General features: G+C 68.4%; 18 protein-coding genes. 15 read left to right on the forward strand and 3 right to left on the reverse strand.

The features are described 5' to 3' along the window. Positions 1 to 36 precede the first annotated feature (36 nt). From tig to clpX, 4 genes are all read left to right on the forward strand, one after another. Positions 37 to 1407, forward strand: coding sequence for a trigger factor (gene tig / locus RBS12_RS08380; protein WP_307965605.1), 1371 nt, complete (start codon positions 37 to 39; stop codon positions 1405 to 1407). A gap of 239 nt (positions 1408 to 1646) precedes the next feature. Continuing rightward, the gene (locus RBS12_RS08385) at positions 1647 to 2273 is read left to right on the forward strand and encodes an ATP-dependent Clp protease proteolytic subunit (RefSeq protein WP_307965606.1); all 627 of its coding nucleotides are present in this window, start codon (positions 1647 to 1649) and stop codon (positions 2271 to 2273) included. Between the two features lie 26 nt (positions 2274 to 2299). Next, positions 2300 to 2959: an ATP-dependent Clp protease proteolytic subunit gene (locus RBS12_RS08390; RefSeq protein WP_307965607.1), complete on the forward strand. Its 660-nt coding sequence runs from the start codon at positions 2300 to 2302 to the stop codon at positions 2957 to 2959. Between the two features lie 145 nt (positions 2960 to 3104). Beyond that, positions 3105 to 4394: an ATP-dependent Clp protease ATP-binding subunit ClpX gene (gene clpX, locus RBS12_RS08395; protein ID WP_307965608.1), complete on the forward strand. Its 1290-nt coding sequence runs from the start codon at positions 3105 to 3107 to the stop codon at positions 4392 to 4394. 94 nt (positions 4395 to 4488) lie between these two features. On the opposite strand, the gene RBS12_RS08400 is transcribed toward clpX, so the two are convergent. Next, on the reverse strand, positions 4489 to 5841 hold the full coding sequence (locus tag RBS12_RS08400) for an MFS transporter (protein ID WP_307965609.1): 1353 nt from the start codon (positions 5839 to 5841) through the stop codon (positions 4489 to 4491). 583 nt (positions 5842 to 6424) lie between these two features. On the opposite strand from RBS12_RS08400, the gene RBS12_RS08405 reads away from it, so the two are divergent. Next, a complete protein-coding gene (locus RBS12_RS08405) occupies positions 6425 to 7048 on the forward strand; it encodes a disulfide bond formation protein DsbA (protein ID WP_307965610.1) in 624 nt (207 codons plus the stop codon). Positions 7049 to 7390: 342 nt separating this feature from the next. Here RBS12_RS08405 and valS read toward each other — a convergent pair whose 3' ends face one another. Beyond that, positions 7391 to 10033: a valine--tRNA ligase gene (gene valS / locus RBS12_RS08410; protein WP_307965611.1), complete on the reverse strand. Its 2643-nt coding sequence runs from the start codon at positions 10031 to 10033 to the stop codon at positions 7391 to 7393. A 37-nt stretch (positions 10034 to 10070) separates the two neighbouring features. On the opposite strand from valS, the gene RBS12_RS08415 reads away from it, so the two are divergent. From RBS12_RS08415 to ndk, 6 genes are all read left to right on the forward strand, one after another. Next, the gene (locus RBS12_RS08415; RefSeq protein ID WP_307965612.1) at positions 10071 to 10424 is read left to right on the forward strand and encodes a DUF488 family protein; all 354 of its coding nucleotides are present in this window, start codon (positions 10071 to 10073) and stop codon (positions 10422 to 10424) included. A gap of 9 nt (positions 10425 to 10433) precedes the next feature. Further along, positions 10434 to 11234 carry an SDR family oxidoreductase gene (locus tag RBS12_RS08420; RefSeq protein WP_307965613.1) on the forward strand — a complete coding sequence of 267 codons (801 nt, stop codon included), beginning with the start codon at positions 10434 to 10436 and terminating at the stop codon, positions 11232 to 11234. Between the two features lie 268 nt (positions 11235 to 11502). Beyond that, on the forward strand, positions 11503 to 14859 hold the full coding sequence (gene ileS, locus RBS12_RS08425; RefSeq protein ID WP_307965614.1) for an isoleucine--tRNA ligase: 3357 nt from the start codon (positions 11503 to 11505) through the stop codon (positions 14857 to 14859). Beyond that, positions 14856 to 16229 (forward strand): folylpolyglutamate synthase/dihydrofolate synthase family protein, encoded by a 1374-nt coding sequence (locus RBS12_RS08430; RefSeq protein ID WP_307965615.1) that lies wholly within the window; start codon positions 14856 to 14858, stop codon positions 16227 to 16229. Before ileS ends, RBS12_RS08430 begins: the two co-directional genes overlap by 4 nt. After that, positions 16229 to 16696 (forward strand): DUF4233 domain-containing protein, encoded by a 468-nt coding sequence (locus RBS12_RS08435; protein WP_307965616.1) that lies wholly within the window; start codon positions 16229 to 16231, stop codon positions 16694 to 16696. The genes RBS12_RS08430 and RBS12_RS08435 overlap by 1 nt, the downstream gene beginning before the upstream one ends. Positions 16697 to 16739: 43 nt before the next feature. Further along, positions 16740 to 17159 (forward strand): nucleoside-diphosphate kinase, encoded by a 420-nt coding sequence (gene ndk / locus RBS12_RS08440; protein WP_307965617.1) that lies wholly within the window; start codon positions 16740 to 16742, stop codon positions 17157 to 17159. Positions 17160 to 17246: 87 nt separating this feature from the next. Here ndk and RBS12_RS08445 read toward each other — a convergent pair whose 3' ends face one another. Next, positions 17247 to 17891, reverse strand: a complete 645-nt coding sequence (locus RBS12_RS08445) for a vitamin K epoxide reductase family protein (protein ID WP_307965618.1) — start codon at positions 17889 to 17891, stop codon at positions 17247 to 17249. 389 nt (positions 17892 to 18280) lie between these two features. Between RBS12_RS08445 and RBS12_RS08450 the strand changes: the two genes are divergently transcribed. From RBS12_RS08450 to rpmA, 4 genes are all read left to right on the forward strand, one after another. Then, positions 18281 to 21490, forward strand: a complete 3210-nt coding sequence (locus RBS12_RS08450) for an Rne/Rng family ribonuclease (RefSeq protein WP_307965619.1) — start codon at positions 18281 to 18283, stop codon at positions 21488 to 21490. A gap of 2 nt (positions 21491 to 21492) precedes the next feature. Next, on the forward strand, positions 21493 to 23004 hold the full coding sequence (gene thiD, locus RBS12_RS08455) for a bifunctional hydroxymethylpyrimidine kinase/phosphomethylpyrimidine kinase (protein WP_307965620.1): 1512 nt from the start codon (positions 21493 to 21495) through the stop codon (positions 23002 to 23004). Positions 23005 to 23296: 292 nt separating this feature from the next. Next, a complete protein-coding gene (rplU, locus tag RBS12_RS08460; protein ID WP_307965671.1) occupies positions 23297 to 23608 on the forward strand; it encodes a 50S ribosomal protein L21 in 312 nt (103 codons plus the stop codon). A gap of 54 nt (positions 23609 to 23662) precedes the next feature. Then, positions 23663 to 23917, forward strand: coding sequence for a 50S ribosomal protein L27 (rpmA, locus tag RBS12_RS08465; RefSeq protein WP_307965621.1), 255 nt, complete (start codon positions 23663 to 23665; stop codon positions 23915 to 23917). Positions 23918 to 23987 lie beyond the last annotated feature (70 nt).

A 23987-nucleotide genomic window follows, 5' to 3' on the forward strand; every position in this document is an offset into this window, starting at 1 on the left:
GCAACCCTCAACCAGACCATCCAGGAGTGCCACGCTGTGAAGAGCGCCGCCGAGAATCTCACCCCCACCCGCGTCAAGCTCAACGTCGAGGTTCCGTTCGACGAGCTCAAGCCCGCCATCGACGCGGCGTACAAGCAGGTTGCCGAGCAGATCCAGGTGCCCGGCTTCCGCAAGGGCAAGGTTCCGTCCCGCGTCATCGACCAGCGCGTCGGCCGTGGCTACGTCCTCGAGACCGCCATCAACGACGGCCTCAACGGCTGGTACCAGGAGGCAGTTTCCGAGACTGGCATCCGCCCGCTGTCGCGCCCCGAGGTCGAGATCACCGAGGTTCCCGACCCGTCCGCGACCGAGGGCCAGCTCACGTTCAGCGTCGAGGTCGACGTCCGTCCTGAGATCGAGCTCCCCGAGTACGAGGGCATCAAGGTCGACGTCGAGGCCGCCGAGGCGTCCGACGACGACGTCGAGAAGGCGCTCAACGACCTCCGCTCGCGCTTCGGCACGCTCAAGCCGGTCGAGCGTCCCGCGCAGGCCGATGACTTCCTCACGATCGACCTCACGGCGAAGGTCGACGGCGAGGAGGTCGACTCGGCGTCGGCACTCTCCTACCAGGTGGGCTCGGGCACGATGCTCGAGGGCCTCGACGAGGCCGTGACCGGCCTGAGCGCGGACGAGGAGGCGATCTTCGAGACGAAGCTCGCCGGTGGCGAGCACGCGGGCGAGAACGCCCAGGTGACGGTCAAGGTCACGGCAGTCAAGGAGCGCGAGCTTCCCGAGGCCGACGACGACTTCGCGCAGCTCGCGTCGGAGTTCGACACGATCACCGAGCTCCGCGAGGACCTCGCGAAGCAGGCCGCTGACTCCAAGGTCGCCCAGCAGGGGATCGAGGCCCGCGACAAGGTGCTCGACAAGCTCGTCGAACTCGTCGAGGTCCCCGTTCCGGACTCCGTCATCTCGGAGCAGGTTGACGCTCACTTCAACCCCGAGGCCGGCGGCCACGCGGCAGCGGAGGACCACGACACTGACGAGCACCGGGCCGAGGTCAAGGCCAACACCGAGCGTGCCTTCAAGAACGAGGTCATCCTCGACGCGATCGCCGACAAGGAGGAGATCGGCGTCTCGCAGAGCGAGCTCATCGAGTACCTCATCTCGACCGCGTCGCAGTACGGCATGGATCCGAACCAGTTCGCGCAGATCATGGACCAGTCGGGCCAGGTCCCGATGATGGTCGGCGAGGTGCGCCGCCGGAAGGCGCTCGCCGTCGTCCTCGGCAAGGCCGAGGTGACCGACTCCGAGGGCAAGGCCGTCGACCTCACCGAGTTCGTGCGTCCGGCCGTCGAGGAGGAGTCGGGCGAGGAGGTCGCCGCCGAGGTCATCCCGAGCGACGATCCGGCCGCAGCCACGTTCTAAAGAAGCCTGATCGCTTCTGCAAGGAGGCCGCCGACCACGCCGAGAGGCGCGGACGGCGGCCTCTTTTCGTGTCCGCTCGCGGTGGGCGGCCCCGGACGAAGGCCGCTGCATGAGGCGCCCCCAAGCCCGCATGCGCCTAAAGCGAACAGTGGCGGCGCGCGGAACAAAGACCGGGCGAAACGGGCTACTGTCCCTGTAGCAGCAACCAGTCTTTGCAGCAGATCGAGAGGTATCGCACCATGCAGCAGGAGAGCACGCCGCGTCTGGCCGACCAGCCCACAGGCAACGGCCAGGACTTCATCTATCAGCGCCTCCTCAAGGAGCGCATCATCTGGCTCGGATCCGAGGTCCGGGACGACAACGCGAATACGATCTGCTCGCAGCTCCTCCTGCTCTCGGCCGAGGATCCCGAGAAGGACATCTACCTGTACATTAATTCGCCGGGCGGCTCCGTCACGGCAGGCATGGCGATCTACGACACGATGCAGTACATCCCCAACGACGTCGTGACCGTCGCGACCGGCCTTGCCGCCTCGATGGGCCAGTTCCTCCTCTCGTCCGGGACCAAGGGCAAGCGCTACGCGACCCCGCACGCGCGCATCCTCATGCATCAGCCTTCGGGCGGCATCGGCGGCACGGCCTCGGACATCAAGATCCAGGCCGAGCTCATCCTGCACATGAAGCAGGTCATGGCCGAGCTCACGGCCGAGCAGACCGGCCAGACGATCGATACGATCCTCAAGGACAACGACCGCGACAAGTGGTTCACCGCCGAGGAAGCGCTCGCGTACGGCTTCTTCGACAAGATCGCCGAGCGCGCGGGCCACGTGGCCGGCGGCGGCGGAACCGAAAGCAACCACCAGTAGGCGTCCAGGGCGACAAAGGAGCACACATGAACTACAACATGGGCGTCAATCCGGGCAGCCTGCCCACGAGCCGCTACATTCTGCCCCAGTTCGAGGAGCGGACCCCGTACGGCTTCAAGCGCCAGGACCCGTACACGAAGCTCTTCGAGGACCGCATCATCTTCATGGGCGTCCAGGTCGACGATGCGTCGGCTGACGACATCATGGCCCAGCTTCTGGTCCTCGAGGCGAACGACCCGGACCGCGACATCACGATGTACATCAACTCGCCGGGCGGCTCGTTCACGGCCATGACCGCCATCTACGACACGATGCAGTTCATCCGGCCCGAGATCCAGACGGTGTGCCTCGGCATGGCGGCATCGGCCGCCGCGGTCATCCTCGCGGCTGGGACGCCGGGGAAGCGGCTCGCGCTGCCGAACTCGACCGTCATGATCCACCAGCCGTCGCTCTCGGGCGGCCAGGGTGGCCAGGCGACCGATCTCGAGATCCAGGCCCGCGAGGTCCTGCGCATGCGCGAGTGGCTCGAGCACACGTGGGCCAAGCACACGAACAAGACGCCTGAGGAGATCAGCCGCGACATCGAGCGCGACCTCTTCTTGACGGCCCCGGAGGCGCAGGTCTACGGGCTCGTCGATGAGGTTCTCGAGTCACGCAAGATCCGTCAGAGCGCTATCGCGCGCTGACCGCCCCGGAGGCGCACGTCGCCGAACCGCCGGTGCCGCCGAGAAATGTTCGGCGGCACCGGCGTTTGGCTTCGGTACGCTGTCGGTCCCGTGTCCTACAGTGGAGTGGTCACGGCTTCTGCCCCTACACGAAGGGATTCGACGAATGGCTCGGATTGGTGAGAGCGCGGATCTGCTGAAGTGCTCGTTCTGCGGGAAGAGCCAGAAGCAGGTTCGGAAGCTCATCGCGGGCCCTGGGGTCTACATCTGCGACGAGTGCATCGAGCTCTGCAACGAGATCATCGAGGAAGAGCTCGCCGAGGTTTCGGACCTGGGAAGCTTCGAGCTCCCGAAGCCCCGCGAGATCTTCGATTTCCTCCAGGAGTACGTCGTCGGGCAGGAGCCCGCGAAGCGTGCTCTCGCCGTCGCGGTCTACAACCACTACAAGCGCATCCAGGCGGGGCACGGCTCCAAGTCCGGCTCGCTTGCGGAAGGCCACGGGCACGACGACGTCGAGATCGCCAAGTCGAACATCCTCCTGATCGGCCCCACCGGGTGCGGCAAGACGTACCTGGCCCAGACTCTCGCGCGGCGGCTCAACGTCCCGTTCGCGGTCGCCGACGCAACGGCCCTCACCGAAGCGGGCTACGTCGGCGAAGACGTCGAGAACATCCTGCTCAAGCTCATCCAGGCCGCCGACTACGACGTCAAGAAGGCCGAGCAGGGCATCATCTACATCGACGAGATCGACAAGATCTCGCGCAAGAGCGAGAACCCGTCGATCACACGGGACGTCTCGGGCGAGGGCGTCCAGCAGGCGCTCCTCAAGATCCTCGAGGGGACGGTGGCGTCGGTGCCGCCGCAGGGCGGGCGCAAGCACCCGCACCAGGAATTCATCCAGATCGACACGACGAACGTGCTCTTCATCGTCGCGGGGGCGTTCGCGGGCCTCGAGGAGATCATCGGGCAGCGGGCGGGCAAGAAGGGCATCGGCTTCGGCGTTCCGCTCAGCTCGATCACGAAGCACGAGAGCACGTATGCGGACGTCATGCCCGAGGACCTGCTCAAGTTCGGCCTCATCCCCGAATTCATCGGCCGCCTCCCGGTCATCACGACCGTCGAGAACCTCGATCGGCCGGCTCTCATGCAGATTCTGACCGAGCCGAAGAACGCCCTCGTCAAGCAGTACCAGAAGATGTTCCAGCTGGACGCGGTCGAGCTGCATTTCGAGGACGACGCCCTCGAGGCGATCGCGGACCTCGCGCTTGAACGCGGGACGGGCGCCCGCGGCCTGCGGGCCATCATGGAGGAAGTCCTCCTCCCCGTCATGTTCGACCTCCCGAGCCGGGACGACGTGGCCGGCGTCGTGGTGACGCGCGACGTCGTCGTTCGCCACGAGCAGCCGACGCTCATTCCGCACAGCGTCGTCGCGAAGCGCCGCACGAAGTCCGCGTAGGGGAACGCCGCACGCAGCGCAAAGGGCCCGGCATTTCGCCGGGCCCTTTGCGCTTTGTGCTACGCGGTCGACGCCGCGGCCTGCCGGCCGGTGGTCAGTCGGCGTCGGCCTTGACGAGCTCGCGGGCGGGGATCGGCTCGATCTTGCCCATGAGCAGGAGGTAGGAGGCGAGGCCTCCGATGAGCGCGACGCCGCCGATGATGAAGGCGTAGAAGAAGTGGCCCGTGACGTCGACGATGAAGCCCGTGACGATCGGGGCGACGACGCCAGCGAGGAGGTTGACGCAGTTCACGATCGCGGCCAGCGAGCCTGCGCTGCCCTCGGGTGCGATGAGCGCCGGGAGCGAGTTGCTCGTGACGTAGACGAGCGCGATGCCCGCGCTGCCGATCGCGATCCAGATGATGGCGACGACCGGGCTGTTGCTGAACGCCGCGCCGACGGTGAAGAGCGCCACGATCATGCCGGCCACGAGGATGCCCTTGCGGACCTTGTCGGGGTTCGCGCCCCGGCCGATGACGCGGTCGACCCACCAGCCGCCGATCGTGAGCTCGGAGACGAACATCGCGAGGGCGGGAACCGCAGCGTAGATGCCGCTCTGGAGGATGCTCTGGTTCATGCTCGTCTGCATGTAGCCGGGAAGCCAGGTGAGGAGCATCCAGAGGGTGTAGCCGGCACCGGCCAGACCGAGTGCGAGGCCCCAGACCTTGCGCTGCCGGAGGAGGTAGGCGACCGTGGACCATTCGCTTGATGGGCGAAGGTCTTCGCTCGACGCGCCGCCATCGACGATGTAGCTGTATTCCTCGTGCGTCATCCGGCCCTTGGCGAGGCGGGCCTTCGGGCCCGTGTAGCGCCACAGGAACGCGAGCAGGAAGATCACGGAGAGGGCGGCCTGGACCCAGAACGCCTCGCGCCAGCCCCACGTGGCGACCGTGAAGGCGATGAGCGGGAGACCGAGGACGTTGGCGAGGCGCGTGCCGCTGTCGAAGATGGCGGTGCACAGGCCGCGCTCGTGCCGCGGGAACCACAGGCCGGTCGCCTTCATGGCGCCGGGGAACGCGGGAGCTTCGGCGACGCCGAGGAGCACGCGGGCGACGACGATGATCCACGCGCCGGAGGCAACCGCCGTCAGGACCGAGGCCACGGTCCAGAGGACGGCGCTCGCGCCCCAGATCTTCTTCACGCCGAAGCGGTCGAGCAGCATGCCCGAGGGGATCTGCATGATCGCGTACGACCAGAGGAATGCGGACGACAGGATGCCGAATTCCGTCGCGGTGAGGCCGAAGTCGTGCGTCAGGGGCTTCTGCGTGACGGAGATGGAAAGGCGATCGACGTAGTTGATGAGAATTCCAAAGCCCATGAGGAGGGCAATGCTCCAGCGAGCCTTTCCGCGCGGACGGACGGCGGGGGCACTGTGACCCTCGGTCGCATTCTTGGAAACTTGGGACAACACAATGCTCCTAGATCGGTGACGGCGAAAACCGCAGCAGGTGGGAAGGACGTCGGCCGGATTCAGCCGATTGCAGCGCATGCCGCCGCGGGCAGCCACGATCGTGGAGCCCGACGGCGGGGGTTGCACGGCATGCTGCGAGGGAACGCCCGTTGCCCAAAGCTTGTGGCGAGAACCCAGACCGGCGGCCGCAGACGGCCGTTCGAAGATGGGCCCTGCGGGCGATCCGGACCCCGGGAACACGGCCACGCTGCCGTCGCTTCCCGGTGCGCGCCGAACTCGCCTTCGGCGCGCTGAAGAGTGAGGGGGACATGAACTGCCAATCTCGTTGGTGCGAGCAGCTCGGGTGAGCTGCCTCACGTAATCGGTAGTTCTACGGTAGGGGAACTTCGACAATTCCACAACAAGGAATCTTATTTTCACATGGTGGGAGTGTTGGTATTCCAAAGGCAATTGGAATACCAAAAGTGTCCGAATTTGGGATCCCAGTTTCCGCCCAAATGGGATCCCAATTTGCGCCCCTATTCGGTGCGGTCGATACGATGGCGTGTGACGACACCGGCCCCCTGATGAGGAGACGATCATGAGCGACGTCGCTGAGAGCACCACGAGCAAGGCAGACTTCTGGTTCGACCCCGCATGCCCTTTCGCGTGGGTGACCTCGCGCTGGATCGGCGAGGTCGAGAAGGTGCGGGACATCGAGACCGAATGGCATGTCATGAGCCTTTCGGTGCTCAACGAGGGCCGCGAGCTCGATCATGACTATCAGCGGGCCATGGATGAGAACTGGGGGCCGGTGCGAGTCATCATCGCCGCGTCCGAGCTCCACGGGGCCGAATGGATCAAGCCTCTGTATGACGCGATGGGCGGCCTCATCCACGATGAGGGCGTGAAGGGTCGGCCCGAGGTGATCGAGCGGGCCCTCGAATCGGTGGGCCTTCCGGCAGATCTCGCACAGTACGCGGATTCGGACGAGTTCGATTCGCAGCTGCGCGCGAGCCACAGGGCCGGCATCGAACTCGTGGGCCAGGACGTCGGAACGCCGATTGTCGCCCTCAACGGGACGGCCTTCTTCGGGCCGGTCATGACGCGAGTCCCCAAGGGGGGCGAGGCGGGGCAGATCTGGGACGCCTCCGTGACTCTCGCCGGCTACCCCCATTTCTTCGAGATCAAGCGCACCCGGACGGAGCGGCCGAACGCGGTCTGAGGAGAGGTTCGGGCGCCCGCCGTGGCGGCTGCGGCGGCGCTGAGGCAGGGCGCGAATTACCTTGGTGTTCTTATGCCGAAGGCCTTGCGACCGCCTGTGAGGCGGACCACAATGATAGATACCTCCTCCGAAAGGAGGAGGACGTGGAAACCAAAGATCCAGTGACAGCTGTTGACGCAGCCTCAGGCAAAGCCGGCAGCTGACCGTACGTGACGACGCGGTAAGACCTGGATGCAGAGGATTCCACCAGACTGCGAGCCGTCACCGAGCAGCCGAAAAGTCGAAGCCCCACCAACGCGAGAACGCTGATGGGGCTTCCCCTTTGCCCGAAATCGGGCGGTACTAGGCGTCGACCGCCGCGAGCTCCACGTCGGAAACGTCCAGCTCCTCGGCGGAATCATCGAGGACGATCTCGCGCGCGTTGGCGGCGGCCTGAAGGTCGCCGAGGCCACCTCTGAGCTGGGCGATCTGTGCCGACGGCGCGGAGACAGTCGCGGAGAGTACCTCGGTGCGCTGCTTGACCTTGGCCTCCGACTTGGCTTTGCGGATGCCCGAGAGCGCTTGGCCCACGGTTGCGAGCATGCTGGTATCGCCCTCGACCTGGAGGGCCTGGGGCCACGCCGCGCGGTGGACCGAGCCCTGGCGCCACCAGGTCCACACCTCGTCCGTGGCGAACGGCAGGATCGGCGCGAAGAGGCGCAGGAGCGCGTCGAGCGTCGTCGCGAGGGCCGCGAGCACGGAGGCCTGCTGAGCCTCCCCTTGGGCGCCGTAGGCGCGGTCCTTGACGAGCTCGACGTAGTCGTCTGTGAACTGCCAGAAGAACGACTCCGTGAGCTGGAGGGCCTTCGCGGGATCGTAGGCGGCGAACGCCGAGCCGGCCTGTGCGACGACGTCGGCGAGCTGTGCGAGCAGCGCGCGGTCGAGCGGGTTCACGAGGACGGGATCGGCCGGATCGCGGAGCACGTTCGCCTCCGTTGCCCCGAGCCCGAGGACGAACTTCGACGCGTTGAGGATCTTGATCGCGAGGCGACGGCCGATCTTCATCTGTGCGACCTCGAACGCCGTGTCCGAGCCGAGCCTCGCGGAGGCGGCCCAGTAGCGGACGGCGTCAGCACCGTACTCCTCGAGGATGTCCGTGGGGACGACGACGTTGCCCTTCGACTTCGACATCTTCTTCCGATCAGGGTCGAGGACCCAGCCGGAGATGGCGGCGTTCTTCCACGGCGCGCAGCCGTGCAGCGCGTCGGCGCGGACGGCCGTCGAGAACAGCCACGTGCGGATGATCTCGTGTGCCTGGGGGCGCAGGTCGAACGGGAAGACATTCGCGAAGAACTCGTCGTCGCGGCTCCAGCGGCCGACGATCTGAGGGGTGAGCGACGACGTCGCCCATGTGTCGAGCACATCTGGGTCGCCTGTGAAGCCGCCCGGCTGATCGCGCTGCGACTCGTCGAAGCCCGGGGCCGGCTCGGCGACGGGGTCCACGGGGAGCGCGGCGTCGTCGGGGGTGATCGGGTTTTCGTAGTCGGGGTTCCCGCCCTCGTCGAGGCGGTACCACACCGGGATCGGCACGCCGAAGAAACGCTGGCGCGAGACGAGCCAGTCTCCGTTGAGGCCCTCGACCCAGTTCTCGTAGCGCGAGCGCATGAAGGCGGGATGCCATGCGAACTCGCGGCCGCGCTCGAGGAGGCGCTCGCGCCGGTCAGCGTCGCGGCCGCCGTTGCGGACGTACCACTGGCGGCTCGTCACGACCTCGAGGGGCTTGTCGCCCTTCTCGTAGAAGTTCACGGGGTGCATGATCTTCTTCGGCTCTCCGTCGAGGAGGCCGCGATCGGCCAGCAGCGCAACGACCGCCTCCTTGGCGGAGAACGCGGTCTTGCCCGCGATCTCGGCGTAGGCCTCGCGGCCTTCCTCCGCCGTGATCCACTCCGGCGTCTCGGCCTGGATGCGGCCGTCGCGGCCGATGATCGAGCGCGTCGGGAGCTGGAGCTCGCGCCACCACGTCACGTCCGTGAGGTCGCCGAACGTGCAGACCATCGCGATGCCCGAGCCCTTGTCCGGCTTCGCGAGCGGGTGGGCCTTGATCTCGACCCCGACGCCGAACAGCGGCGAGCGCACGGTCGTGCCGAAGAGCGGCTTGTACCGCTCGTCGTCCGGATGGGCCACGAGCGCGGCGCACGCGGCGAGCAGCTCGGGACGGGTCGTCTCGATGTGAACCTGCTGGCCGTCGTCGGCCGTGAAGGCGTAGCGGTAGTAAGCGCCGGGCACCTCGCGGTCCTCGAGCTCGGCCTGAGCCACTGCCGTGCGGAACGTGACGTCCCACAGCGTGGGCGCCTCGGCCAGGTACGCGTCGCCCTCGGCGAGGTTGCGCAGGAAGGCTCGCTGGGACACCGCGCGGGACGTGTCGTCGATCGTCCGGTACGTCATGTCCCAGTCGACCGAGAGGCCGAGCGTCTTGAAGAGGTGCTCGAAGACCTTCTCGTCCTCGACCGCGAGCTCCTCGCAGAGCTCGATGAAGTTGCGGCGCGAGACGACGTCGAAGTCGCGCTGGTTCTTCGCGGGCTGGGCGGGAGGGCGGTAGTCCGCGTTGTACGGGATGCTCGGGTCGCAGCGGACGCCGAAGTAGTTCTGGACACGGCGCTCCGTCGGGAGGCCGTTGTCGTCCCAGCCCATCGGGTAGAAGACGTTCTTGCCCGTCATGCGCTGGTAGCGGGCCAGAAGGTCCGTCTGGGTGAAGGAGAACATGTGGCCCACGTGAAGCGATCCCGAGGCCGTCGGCGGGGGAGTGTCGATCGAGTAGACCTGGTCCCGGCTCGTTTTCGGCTCGTACCGGTACGTGCCCTCGGCGAGCCACCGCTCGGTGAGCTTGGCCTCGAGACCCTCGAGGGCTGGCTTCTCGGGGACTTGGGTGGCGGGGGCGCTGGGGGCCGCGGGGCGGGATCGGGCTGAATCGGGCGTGTCTGTACCCGTGAGGTTCGCTTCAGGCATGGTTGCAATTCTACGTATGAATCCCAACCATTGGCCCATGGGCACAGTCAGCGTGCGTCGCGTCTACGAGCCTTCGCCCGCAGGGACGTTCCGGATTCTCGTCGACCGGGTGTGGCCGAGAGGCCTGAGCAAGGAGAGGGCAGGCGTCGACTTGTGGCTCAGGGAGGTCGGCCCGACGACGGAGCTGCGCAAGTGGTTCGGCCACGACCCCGCACGCTTCGATGAGTTCGCGAGCCGCTACCGCGCGGAGCTGGACGGGTCGACGGCGTTTGCCGAGCTCGAGGCCGCCGTCTCGGAGCACGACGCGGTGGACCTCGTGTACTCCGCGCACGACGAGCAGCACAATCAGGCGGTCGTCCTGCGTGACGTGCTCTTGCAGCGGGCGCGGTAGTTTGGGCACATGACCTCGGACGCAACCCAGCTCAATCCTGCTTCTCCTCAGCCCGGCGGCCCGGGCGCACGTGCCGCCGTCGTCACGGGCGCGAGCACTGGCATCGGCGAGGCGACGGTTCGGGCCCTCGCCGGCGAGGGCTGGCGCGTGTATGCGGTGGCCCGCCGCGCAGACCGCCTCGAGCGGCTCGCGGCGGAGACCGGAGCGGTGGCCGTCGCGGCAGACATCGCCGAGGACGACGACGTCGCTCGCCTCCTCGCGGCGGTCGAGGCCAGAGGAGGCGTCGACACCCTCGTCAACATCGCGGGCGGCGCGCGCGGCCGGGACTGGCTCGCCGACGCGAAGACCGAGGACTGGGAGTGGATGCTGCGCGTCAACGTGCTCGGCACGATGAAGATCACGCGTGCGTTCCTGCCCATGCTCCGCGCCCACGGCGAGGGGACCGTGCTCAACCTCACGTCCACCGCGGGGATCGACGCGTACGAGGGCGGCGGGGGATACAACGCCGCGAAGTATGCCGAACATGGCATGACGCAGGCGCTCCGGCTCGAAGAGGCCGAGCACAACGTGCGCGTCATCGAGGTCTTGCCCGGGCTCGTCAAGACCGAGGAGTTCGCGCTCAGGCGGCTCGGCGGGGACGCGGTGGCCGCCGAGAAGGTCTACGCGGGGGTCGAGAAGCCCCTCACGGCGGAGGACGTGGCCGACGTCGTCCGGTATGCCGTGACCGCGCCGCACCATGTGAACCTCGACGAGATCGTGATCCGGCCTGTCGCCCAGGCCGCGACCCACAAGCTCATCCGCCGGGGCTGACCGGGAACGGTCCGCAGAAGGGTAAACTGTTCGCAAAGCGTTGACCCGGCCATCACCGGCGAGCTTCCGGAAGAACAGCGTGCGCCTCCCGAGTGGGGGAGCGGCTCAGTAGAACCGGACGGGCAGGCCCGTCACAGCCCTCACGAGAGGCTCGATCGCCGTGCACACAGCGCGGCGGGCGGGCAAGCGAGGTGGTACCGCGGTGCCGCCCGGCAGATCCGGGCGAACGCCGTCCTCGCGTCCGATAGCCCAACAGCCAAGGACTTCCGTGAGCGTGTACCCCAAGGCCACCACCGCGCAGAACCCTGAACAGGCCGCTTCCACCTCAGTGCGCTTCCCCGAGCTCGAGGAACGCGTGCTCAAGTACTGGGACGAGGACGGCACGTTCCAGGCTTCGATCGACCAGCGCGACGCGGGCCACGACGGCTCCGGCGAATTCGTGTTCTACGACGGCCCGCCGTTCGCGAACGGCCTCCCTCACTACGGCCACCTGCTCACGGGCTACGCGAAAGACCTCGTGGCGCGCTACCAGACGCAGCGTGGCAAGCGCGTCGAGCGCCGCTTCGGCTGGGACACCCATGGCCTTCCGGCCGAGCTCGAGGCGATGAAGCAGCTCGGCATGAGCGACAAGGCCCACATCGACCGGATGGGCATCGACAAGTTCAACGACGCGTGCCGCGCGTCGGTGCTCAAGTTCACCCACGAGTGGGAGGCGTACGTCAAGCGCCAGGCCCGCTGGGTGGACTTCGAGAACGACTACAAGACGCTCAACGTCGAGTACATGGAGTCCGTGATCTGGGCCTTCAAGACCCTGCACGAGAAGGGGCTCACGTACAGCGGCTACCGCGTGCTGCCGTACTGCTGGAAGGACGAGACGCCGCTCTCCAACCACGAGCTGCGCATGGACGACGACGTCTACAAGGACCGCCAGGACCAGACGGTCACCGTGACTTTTCCTCTGCTGGCCGGCGAATCCGAGGCGTCGAAGGCGCTCGCTGGCGTCCTCGCGCTCGCGTGGACGACGACGCCCTGGACCCTTCCGACCAACGAAGCCCTCGCGGTCGGGCCCGAGGTGCGCTACGCCGTCGTGCCTGCTGGGCCCGGTGGAGTGCGCGCATCCGACGTCCCGGCCGACGCCCGCTTCCTCCTCGCCGAGGACCTCCTCCCGAGCTACGCGAAGGACCTGGGCTACGAAGACCGCGAGGTGAGCGCCGCCACTGTGTCTGCTGCCGACGCAGCAGCTGCCGCCGTCGAACGCACGTTCCTCGGCTCCGAGCTCGACGGCATCCGCTACGAGCCGCTGTGGGACTACTTCGCGGACGCCGAGAAGTGGGGCACCGACAAGGCATGGCAGATCCTCGTCGCGGACTACGTGACGACGACGGACGGCACGGGCATCGTCCACCAGGCCCCCGCTTACGGCGAGGACGACCAGAAGGTGTGCGAGGCCGCGGGCATCCCCGTGATCCTTTCCGTGGACGACGGCGCGAAGTTCCTCCCTCTGTTCGCCTCCGCTGATGGCGGGCCCCTTGCGGACATCGCCGGCCTCCAGGTCTTCGAGGCCAACAAGCCCATCACGCGCGTGCTGCGCGAGCAGGGCCGGCTCGTCAAGCAGGCGAGCTACGTGCACAGCTACCCGCACTGCTGGCGCTGCCGCAACCCGCTCATCTACCGTGCCGTCTCAAGCTGGTTCGTCGAGGTGACGAAGATCAAGGACCGCATGATCGAGCTCAACGAGCAGATCACCTGGATCCCCGGAAACGTCAAGCACGGCCAGTTCGGCAAGTGGCTCGAGAACGCGCGGGACTGGTCGATCAGCCGCAACCGCTACTGGGGCTCGCCGATCCCTGTGTGGGTATCGGACAACCCGGACTATCCGCGCATGGACGTCTACGGCTCGCTCGCCGAGCTCGAGCGCGACTTCGGCCGGCTTCCGCTCAACCACGAGGGCCAGCCCGATCTCCATCGGCCGTTCATCGACGAGCTCACGCGCCCCAATCCGGACGACCCCACGGGGAAGTCCACGATGCGCCGCGTTCCCGATGTGCTCGACGTGTGGTTCGACTCCGGGTCGATGCCGTACGCCCAGGTGCATTACCCCATGGAGAACCAGGGCTGGTTCGAGACGCACAACCCAGGCGACTTCATCGTCGAGTACATCGGCCAGACCCGGGGCTGGTTCTACACGCTCCACATCCTCGCGACCGCCCTGTTCGACAGGCCCGCGTTCCGAAACGTCATCAGCCACGGGATCGTGCTCGGCTCGGACGGACAGAAGATGTCCAAGAGCCTCCAGAATTACCCGGACGTCTCCGAGGTGCTCGACCGCGACGGCTCGGATGCGATGCGCTGGTTCCTCATGGCGAGCCCGATCCTGCGCGGCGGCAATCTCATCGTCACCGAGCAGGGCATCCGCGACGGCGTGCGCCAGGTGATCCTCCCGCTGTGGAACGTGTACAGCTTCTTCACGCTCTATGCGAACGCCGCAACGAGTGCAGGGCGCAGCGACGGGAGCCCCGGCGGCTACGACGCCAAGCTGCGCTACGACGGCTACACGGACGCCCTAGACCGGTACCTGCTCGCCGAGACGGGCCGTCTCGTCGCGGGCATGCGGGGACACCTCGACGCGTACGACATCTCGAACGCGTGCGAGCTCCTGCGCGAATACCTCGACATGCTCACGAACTGGTACGTGCGCCGGAGCCGACAGCGCTTCTTCGACGAGGACGTGGACGCGTTCGACGCGCTGTACACGGCCCTCGAAGCCGTGTGCCGTGTGGCCGCTCCACTCCTGCCGCTCATCGCCGAGGAGATGTGGCGTGGCCTCACAGGCGGCCGATCCGTGCACCTCACGGACTGGCCGGATGCCTCGCTGTTCGCGGACGAGCCTGCGCTCGTCGAGCAGATGGACCGCACGCAGGCCGTGTGCTCGGCCGGATCGTCGCTGCGCAAGGCCGCGAAGCTCCGTGTGCGCCTCCCGCTCAGGGCCATGACCGTCGTCGTGCCCGGGGCCGGGGCGCTCGCGGGGTCCGAGTCGGTCATCGCCGACGAGCTCAACCTGAAGTCGGTGCGGCTTCTCGATACCGAACACGCCTCGCCCGAGGAGTTCGGCATCGAGCAGAAGCTTGTGGTCAACGCCCGCGCGGCCGGCCCGCGCCTCGGCAAGAATGTCCAGCAGGCCATCAAGGGCTCGAAGTCCGGCGACTGGTCCGTGGACGGCGACGGTCTCGTGACCGCCGGCGGCATCGCCCTCGAGCCTCACGAGTACGCACTCGAGACGGTCGTCGACTCGGCGAAGGCCGGCGGCTCGAGCGCCGTCGCGATGCTGCCCGGAGGCGGATTCGTGGTGCTCGACACCGAGGTCACCCCCGAGCTCGAGGCCGAGGGCCTGGCCCGTGACCTCGTCCGGGTGATCCAGCAGGCGCGCAAGGAGGCCGACCTCAACGTGAGCGACCGGATCAGGACGAGCCTCACGGCGCGGCCGGCCATGATCGAGGCCGCCCTCACGCACTCGGAGCTCCTCAAGAGCGAGACGCTGAGCGTCGAGCTTGAGCTCAACGAGGCCGATGTCGAGCCCAGCGCACTCGTCGAGCGCGTCGAGCCAGCCGAGGAGGCCACCCGGTGACTGAGTTGAACAGCGTGCCGACCACCGTCGAGGAGGTCTACGCCGAGCTCCTCGGCCGCGCCCCCGAGAACAAGATCGAGCCGCGCCTGGCTCCCCTGTTCAGGGCGATGGACGTGCTCGGCGAGCCCAACAAGGCGTTCCCGATCGTGCATATCACCGGCACGAACGGCAAGACGTCGACGGCGCGGATGATCGAGGCGGGGCTCCGTGCCCACGGCCTCCGTACGGGCCGCTACACGAGCCCGCACCTGAGCCGGGTGACCGAGCGGATCAGCATCGACGGCGAGCCGGTCGCGGATTCGACGTTCGTGCGGATCTGGAATGAGATCACGCCGTATCTCGGCATCGTCGACGCCGAGCTCGGGGCCGCGGGCCAGCCGCGGCTCACATACTTCGAGTGTGTGACGATCCTCGGCTTCGCGATCTTCGCGGACGAGCCGGTCGACGTCGCGGTCATCGAGGTGGGCCTCGGCGGGATCACTGACGCGACGAACGTGGGCGACGGCGTGGTCTCGGTTGTCACGCCGATCTCGCTCGACCACACGGACCTGCTGGGCGAGACGACGGCGGACATCGCGCGGGAGAAGGCCGGGATCATCAAGCCGGGCGGGTTCCTCGTGAGCGCCGCCCAGCCGCCCGAGGCGGCCCAGGTGCTCCTCGAGAAGGCGCGCGAGGTCGGCGTCGAATACCGGTTCGAGGGCGTCGAGTTCGGCGTCGAGAGCCGGACGCTCGCCGTGGGCGGTCAGATCGTGACCGTCCAAGGGCTCGCGGGCCGCTACGACGACCTCACGGTTCCCCTGCACGGGGCGCATCAGGCGGAGAACGCCGCCGTCGCCATCGCAGCCCTCGAAGCCTTCTTCGGCGGGGGAGAGCGCGAGCTCGACGTCGAGATCCTGCGCGAGGCGTTTGCCGGTGTCACGTCGCCGGGCCGGCTCGAAGTGGTGCGCACGTCCCCGACGATCATCGTCGACGCGGCCCACAACCCCGGGGGCATCCGCGTGAGTGCCGAGGCGCTCACGGAGGCTTTCGACTTCACCCGGCTCGTCGTCGTCCTCGGGGTGCTGCGCGAGAAGGATGCCGAGGAGATCCTCCGCACGCTCGACGAGGCCCTCGCCGACGTGCCGGTCGAGTTCTGCTTCACGCAGTCGACGTCCCCGCGGGCCATCCCCGCCGACGAGCTCGCCGAGCTCGCGCTCGATCTCGGGTTCGCCGAGGAAGCCGTCCACACTGAGGAGAAGCTCGACGACGCGATCGCCTACGCGGTCGAGCGCGCCGACGACGTGGGCGACTTCGGGGGCGGCGTGCTCATCACGGGGTCGATCACCGTGGTCGGCGAAGCCCGCATCCTGCTCGGAAGGGGCGCCCTCTGATGGCCCGCCTCACGAAGGCCCAGCGCGAGTGGCGGCCGGGCATGCCGCGCAAGCGGCGCTCGATCCGCGTTCAATTTGCGTCGATTGTCCTGCTCACGGAGGCGTTCGTCGCGCTGTTTGCCACTCTCGCCGTGTTCGGGCTGAGGGGCCGCGACCTGGGTGCGGGCCTCGTGCTCGGGGTGGGGTTCGGGCTGATCCTCGTCCTCGTCCTCGCGTGCGCCGTCGTGCGAAAGCCGTGGGGCATGGGGCTCGGCTGGATCCTCCAGCTCGTGCTCATTGCGCTCGGCTTTATCGAGCCCATGATGTTCGTGGTCGGGGCGCTCACCGCGCTCGCGTGGTGGTACGCGATCCGCACGGGTGCCCGGCTCGATCGTGAAAACGTGCAGCGCGACCGCGAGCAGGCCGAATGGGAGCGCACGCACCCAGACGAGGGCGGTCACGAACCGGGGGGAGAGGCCGCGACTTAAGTAGACTGGTCGCGAACTTCAGCCCCGATTCCTAGGAGCCACCGTGAGCGCAGAGCGCACCCTCGTCCTCGTCAAGCCGGACGGCGTGTCCCGCGGTCTCGCCGGCGCGATCCTCGCGCGCGTCGAAGCCAAGGGCTACCGGCTCGCCCAGCTCAACCTGCTCACCGCGAAGCGCGAGCAGCTTGAAGCCCATTACGCCGAGCACGCGGGCAAGCCGTTCTACGAGCCGCTCCTCGACTTCATGCTGAGCGGCCCCGTGGTCGCCGCCGTCTTCGAGGGCGAGCGCGTCATCGAGGGCTTCCGGGCGCTTGCCGGCGCAACCGATCCGACGACGGCGGCCCCCGGCACGATCCGCGGGGACTTCGGCCGCGACTGGGGTCTCAAGGTCCAGCAGAACCTCGTCCACGGCTCCGACTCGGTCGAGTCCGCGGAGCGAGAGATCGGCATCTGGTTCGCCAACTGACGCGCCCGTGCATAGCGGCCCCGGCCTTCCCTCGGAAGGCCGGGGCCGTCGTCGTCCGCTTCCAGCTTGGGTGGGCCTCCGCAACGCTCACATGGTCGACGGCACGAAGAGGGGCAGGAAGCGGAAGAAGATCGATGCGATGACGCCGACGTAGAGGACGGCCACGATGACCCAGCCCCAGTCGCCGAGCGTTCGGACGAGGCCCGCGGGCGCGGGAATCACGCCGTGCTGGAGGTTGCGGATCGTGGTCCACACGAACATCGGGATCATCATCGCCCAGACGATCATGCACAGGGGGCACAGGATCCCGATCGAGTACAGCGCCTGGCTCCAGAGCCACACGATGAAGGCGAATCCGAGCGTCACCCCGATCTGGAGCCCTGCCCAGTACCAGCGGCCGAACCGGGCGCCCGCCAGGAGCGCCATCGCCGTCGTCGTCGTGATCGCGAAGGCGACGATCCCGATGAACATGTTCGGAAAGCCGAACGCCGAGCTCTGCCACGTGTTCATGACTTCGCCGCACGAGATCCACGGGTTGACGTCGCAGATCGTCGTGTGGCGTGGGTCGGCGAGCTTGGCAAGCTTCTCGAGGACGAGCTCGCCGGACGCGAGCCAGCCGACGATGCTCGTGACGAGCAGGAGCCAGGCATATGGGTACGTACGCGTCATCGCAGGGCCCGCCTCTCCTGGCGTTCCGTGATGAATCTGGGCGGAGGCGTCGGCCTTCGTCATGTTCCCGGGTTCCTTCCTCGATGCTGTCCCGATTCTAGGTCGCGCATCTGAACGCAAGCTGGCTGAAAGGCAGTCGGCGAGCCTCCGTGTGAGACAATGCAGATGGCCGGACGCCGATCCACATGCGGCGGCTGGTCCGATGTACCGCGATGAAGACCGCCGGTCCAACGCCGGGCGCGAGGAGCGATCGCTCGAAGCCGCCCGCTGGGCCGCGGCACCTTGCCGGCCGGAGAGGCCGCGGGTCCGCGCGGCATCGGCTCGAACGGTCGGCGGAGCCGCAGCCGTTCGGGTACAGGGTCGACTTCGTCGGCGCCTGCGGGTGCCGGCACGTGGTGCCGTCCCGGTGCCGGATGTGGCGGTGCTGAGGGCGGCTTGTGGAGTACTCAAAAATGGACATTGATCAGCAGGCCCAGGAAAGCCCGGAACGTCGCGACGACGAGGCAGCGCCCAAGGCCCGCAAGGCGCCCCGGCGCGCGAAGGCGACGGCCACGGCCGACGCTGTGCCCGCCGAAGCGGTCGCCTCTGAGGCACACGAGGCCGTAGCGGCCCGTGACGGCGCGGCTCCGGACGAGGCGCCCAAGAAGAAGCGGGTGAGCCGGAGCCGCAAGAAGGCCGAACCCGTCGAGCCGGCCGCCGAATCGGCGGCCGAGGAGGTCTCGTCCGCTGCGGCGCCCGTCGACGAGACGGCGAGCACGACGGCGGCTGCCGCGGGCTCGGACGCGCCCGGCGAGGAGTCGGTAACAAGGAAGGCACCGCGTGGGCGACGTACGTCCGCCCGCGCCGCGGCCGCCCAGGCCGACTCGAAGTCGGCCGCCGCTGCCCCGACCCTCCCCCTCGGGGAGGAGGCTCCTGAGACGGCACCGGTGTCGCGCGCCAAGAGTTCGGTGCGCGGGCGCCGTCGTGCCGCTGGACCGCGCGTCGCGGCGGAGGCGGCAGCCGAGAGCCAAGCAGAGCAGCCGGCAGCAGAGCCGCAGGCAGCCGCGCCGGCCGCCCCTTCGAGGGCCGCCGAGGCACCCGCCGCGGCCGCTCCCGTCGAGGTCGCTCGTGCGGAGCAGGCGCACGAGGACGAGGCCCTCGCCGCGGAAAGCGTGGAAGAGCCCGGAAACGAGGCTGCGGCCGAGGTCGCCGTGAGCCCGTTCGCAGCGCTCTTCAGCGAGCCTCTGTCGCCGACCTCGATGATCTTCCAGGCGCCGGACCTGAGCGTGATCGCCCGCCCGGCCCCGGTCGAGGCGAGCGATGAAGCTGAGGACGAGGACGACGACGAGGCCGTCGGCTCGCGGCGCCGGCGTCGCAGCCGCGGGCGCCGCGGTCGCGTGCGTGCCGAGGAAGGCGTCGAGGGAAGCGCCGAGGAGGGCCTCGAGGGAGAAGCTGCCGAGGAGGAGTCCGAAGAGGTCACGTCGCGCCGCCGCCGTCGGCGCCGCCGCGGAGAGGTGGATCTCGAACTCGAGGGCGGCTTCGACGACGATCCGCCGGGAACGGTCACGCGGGTTCGCGCTCCGCGCACCCCGTCTGAGGGTGCGAGCAATCGCGTGCAGAGCGTCAAGGGCTCGACGCGCCTCGAGGCCAAGAAGCAGCGGCGCCGCGAATCCCGCGAGTCGGGCCGCCGCCGTCACGTGATCACGGAGGCCGAGTTCCTTGCCCGCCGCGAGTCGGTGGACCGCCAGATGGTTGTGCGCCAGAACGAGGACCGCATCCAGATCGCGGTCCTCGAGGACGGCGTTCTCGCCGAGCATTTCGTGTCGAAGACCCAGCAGGACTCGCTCATCGGCAACGTGTACCTCGGGAAGGTCCAGAACGTCCTTCCGTCGATGGAGGCGGCGTTCGTCGACATCGGGCGCGGCCGCAACGCCGTGCTCTACGCGGGCGAGGTCAACTGGGACGCGGCCGGCCTCGACGGTGCCCCGCGCCGCATCGAGAACGCGCTCAAGTCCGGCGACTCGGTCCTCGTCCAGGTCACGAAGGATCCCGTGGGCCACAAGGGCGCACGGCTCACGAGCCAGATCTCGCTGCCTGGCCGTTACCTCGTGTACGTCCCGGGCGGATCGATGACGGGCATCTCCCGCAAGCTCCCCGACGTCGAGCGCAACCGGCTCAAGCGGATCCTCAAGGATCGCCTCCCGGCCGACGCGGGCGTCATCGTCCGCACGGCGGCCGAGGGCGCGAGCGAGGAAGAGCTCACGCACGACATCAACCGCCTGCGCGCGCAGTGGGAGGCGATCCAGAACCAGGCGTCGTCGACGAAGGTCCTCGCGCCTGAGCTCCTCTACGCCGAGCCCGATCTCACGATCAAGGTGGTCCGCGACGTCTTCAACGAGGACTTCTCGAAGCTCATCGTGAGCGGCGACGACGCGTGGGACACGATCGAGGCCTACGTGACGTACGTCGCTCCGGACCTCCTCGGCCGGCTCGAGAAGTACCAGGGCGAGGCGGACGTCTTCGCCGAGTGGCGCGTCGACGAGCAGATCCACAAGGCGCTCGACCGCAAGGTCTTCCTCCCGTCCGGCGGATCGCTCGTGATCGACCGCACCGAGGCCATGACGGTCATCGACGTCAACACGGGCAAGTTCACGGGTTCGGGGGGCAACCTCGAAGAGACCGTCACGAAGAACAACCTCGAGGCCGCCGAGGAGATCGTCCGCCAGCTCCGCCTACGCGACATCGGCGGCATCATCGTCATCGACTTCATCGACATGGTGCTCGAGTCGAACCGCGATCTCGTGCTCCGGCGCCTTGTCGAATGCCTCGGCCGGGACCGGACCAAGCACCAGGTCGCCGAGGTCACGTCGCTCGGCCTCGTCCAGATGACGCGCAAGCGGATGGGAACGGGCCTGCTCGAGGTCTTCAGCGAGACGTGCGAGGTGTGTGGCGGCCGCGGCGTCATCACGCACGAGGAGCCCGTCGAGAAGGGCCGGCCCCAGGGCTCGACGTCTGAGCACCAGCCGCTGCGCGGGGACGGCCAGCAGGCGGCCGCACGCGGCGAGCGGCGCCGTCGTCGGGGGAGGGGCCCGAGCGAGCAGACTGCGATTGTGACGCACGAGCATCCCGCGCCCGAACCCGAGTCGCCCGAGAAGCAGGCGCGTGCCCAGGCGACGCGCGCGGCGTTCGCGGCGGTTGCGGCCGCCGCGCACGCGGCGCACGTGCACGACGACGAGATCGCGCACGCGGTCGAGCACGAGCCAGCCCACCCCGGGCCGGTTTTCGAGACGCGCGCAGCCGAGGTTGAGCCCCACGAGGAACCGCGCCACGAGGCCGCGGCCGTGCTGACCATCGGCGGCGAGCGCATCGAGCTGCCGACGGGGGAGCGCGCGCCGTCCGCGCTGCGTTCGGGGTCGGCCCTGAGCCTTGACGCGCTGAGCCACGCGTTCGACGAGCTCACGGGAGAGCGGCACTCGGGCGAGGAACACCCGGGGAAGCGTCGCCGCAGCCGCGGCGCCCGAAGCGGTCAAGGGTCCGCCGAGGTGACCCGCGTCGAAGAGTCCGAGGGCGCCGTCGGCGGCCGCACGCGCACGGCGTCGGCCCAGTCCGCGCCGCCGCAGGCCAAGCCCGAGGGCGACGAGCCGCTCATCCTCGGCGTCGGCGTCCCCGCCTCGGAGCTGTGAGCATGGCACGGCGCATCCCCCGAGTCCTGAGCATTGCCGGCTCCGATCCGTCGGGCGGGGCGGGCATCCAGGCCGACCTGAAGAGCATCGCGGCGATGGGCGGCTACGGCATGGCGGCCATCACGGCCCTCACGGCGCAGAACACTCAGGGCGTCACGGGCGTGCACACGCCGCCTGCTTCGTTCCTCAGGGCCCAGCTCGAGGCCGTGTCCTCGGATATCGCGATCGACGCCGTCAAGATCGGCATGCTGGCCGATGCCGAGGTGATCAGGACTGTCGGCGAGTGGCTCGCGCAGTTCCGGCCCGGCGTCGTCGTCCTCGATCCCGTCATGGTTGCCACGAGCGGGGACCGGCTCCTCGCCGACGACGCGGCCGAGGCCCTGCGGGGCCTCCTCCGCCAGGCGGACCTCGTGACGCCGAACCTGCCCGAGCTCGGCGTGCTCCTCGACGAGCCGACCGCCCCGACGTGGGCGGACGCTCTCGCGCAGGGCGTCCGGCTCTCCGAGCGGACCGGGGCGTCCGTCCTGGTCAAGGGCGGCCACCTCGCGGAGGCGGGCTGCCCCGACGCGCTCGTGCTGACGGACGACGACGGCGGGGCACCCCGGATCGTCGAGATCCCCGGGGAGCGGGTCCAGACCCGCAATACCCACGGAACGGGCTGCTCGCTCTCGTCCGCGATGGCGACCATGCAGGCTCGCACGGGCGATTGGGAGGCATCGCTCCGGGTGGTCAAGGAGTGGCTGCGCGGCGCCCTCGCGGCCTCCGACGAGCTCGAGGTCGGTTCCGGCCACGGGCCCGTGCACCACTTCCATCACGCCGAGGGAAGCGTGCCGCTCGCGGACGGAGAGTTCGCGGCGGGCCTGTGGGACGCGACCGCGAAGGTCCGCGCGGAGATCGACGCGCTCGCGTTCATCGCGCAGCTCGACACCGGGTCGCTGCCGGAGAGCCAATTTGCGTACTACCTCGCGCAGGACGCCCAGTACCTCAACGGCTTCTCGCGGGCCCTCGCCCGCGCCAGCGCCCTCGCGCCCACCGAGGAGGAACAGGCGTTCTGGGCCAATTCCGCCCAGGTTTGCCTCATCGTCGAGGCCGAGCTGCACCGCACGTGGCTCTCGGCGCACCCGCTCCCGACGGGCGAGGCGCTCTCGCTCGGTCCCGTGACGAAGGCGTACCTCGATCATCTGCTCGCGGCGTCCTCGATGGGCAGCTACGCGGTCCTCGCGGCCGCCGTGCTCCCGTGCTACTGGATCTACGCGGCTGTGGGGGAGGAATTGCATCGCCGGCACGTCGCGCGCGTCGCCGCGAACCCGGACGCGGGCGCGCATCCGTACGGCGCGTGGATCGAGACATACGCGGACGAGGCCTTCGCCGAGTCGACGCGACGCGCCATCCGGTACACCGATCGGGCGGGGCGTTCGGCGTCGGCCGCGGACCGGGCCGCGATGGCGGACGCGTTCCGGCAGTCGACCGTCTACGAGCGCGACTTCTTCGACGCGCCGTCGAAGTACGCCTGACCGCAGCCTGACTCCGCGTGGGCTAGACTAGTTCAGCGTGCTTCCCGGCTTTGGGGGTCCACGGCAGCTGTTTTGACTGCGGTGTTCCGCTTATTTGCGGCCGGGTGGAGGATTGGCGTAGTCTAGATCCTCGGTGCTTACGCCTACCACTGGGTTTTGCTCCCAGGGAATCCCCTCGCGGGCTCACGGCAAGAAGCACAGTCGAGCGTTTCCGGGCCGCTGCAAGTGCAGCAGCGCGGGGCGCCATGCGCAAGAGCTTTCAGTAATATCGTCGAGAGAAGTGAGTTCCCCAGTGGTGTACGCGATTGTCCGCGCCGGCGGCCGTCAGGAAAAGGTTTCTGTCGGAGATTTCGTGACGCTCAACCGCGTCGCCGGTGAAGCCGGCAGCACCATCGAGCTGCCTGCCCTTCTGCTGGTCGACGGCGACAAGGTCACCTCCGCCTCCGCGGAGCTGGCCAAGGTCAAGGTCACGGCTGAGATCCTCGAGGACCTCCGTGGCCCGAAGATCGTCATCCAGAAGTACAAGAACAAGACGGGCTACAAGAAGCGCCAGGGCCACCGTCAGGACCTGACCAAGGTCAAGATCACCGGCATCAACGCCTGATCTCGGTTCCCCCGGACTTCACCAACCCAACAGATTCCAAGGTAGGCACAGCTCATGGCACATAAGAAGGGCGCAAGCTCCACCCGCAACGGCCGCGACTCGAACGCGCAGCGCCTCGGCGTCAAGCGCTTCGGCGGCCAGACCGTCAAGGCCGGCGAGATCCTCGTCCGCCAGCGCGGCACCCACTTCCACCCGGGCAACGGCGTTGGCCGTGGCAAGGACGACACCCTGTTCGCCCTTGAGGCCGGCGCCGTGCAGTTCGGCGCGCGTCGTGGCCGCCGCGTCGTGGACATCGTCGCCGCCCAGTAGTCTGGGTGGCCCGGCGAGTCCGGACCAAATGTTTTTCGGTGGAGCGGGCCAGTGGCCCGCTCCACCTGTT

It is taken from the genome of Sinomonas sp. ASV322, assembly GCF_030908245.1.
GTDB lineage: Bacteria > Actinomycetota > Actinomycetes > Actinomycetales > Micrococcaceae > Sinomonas.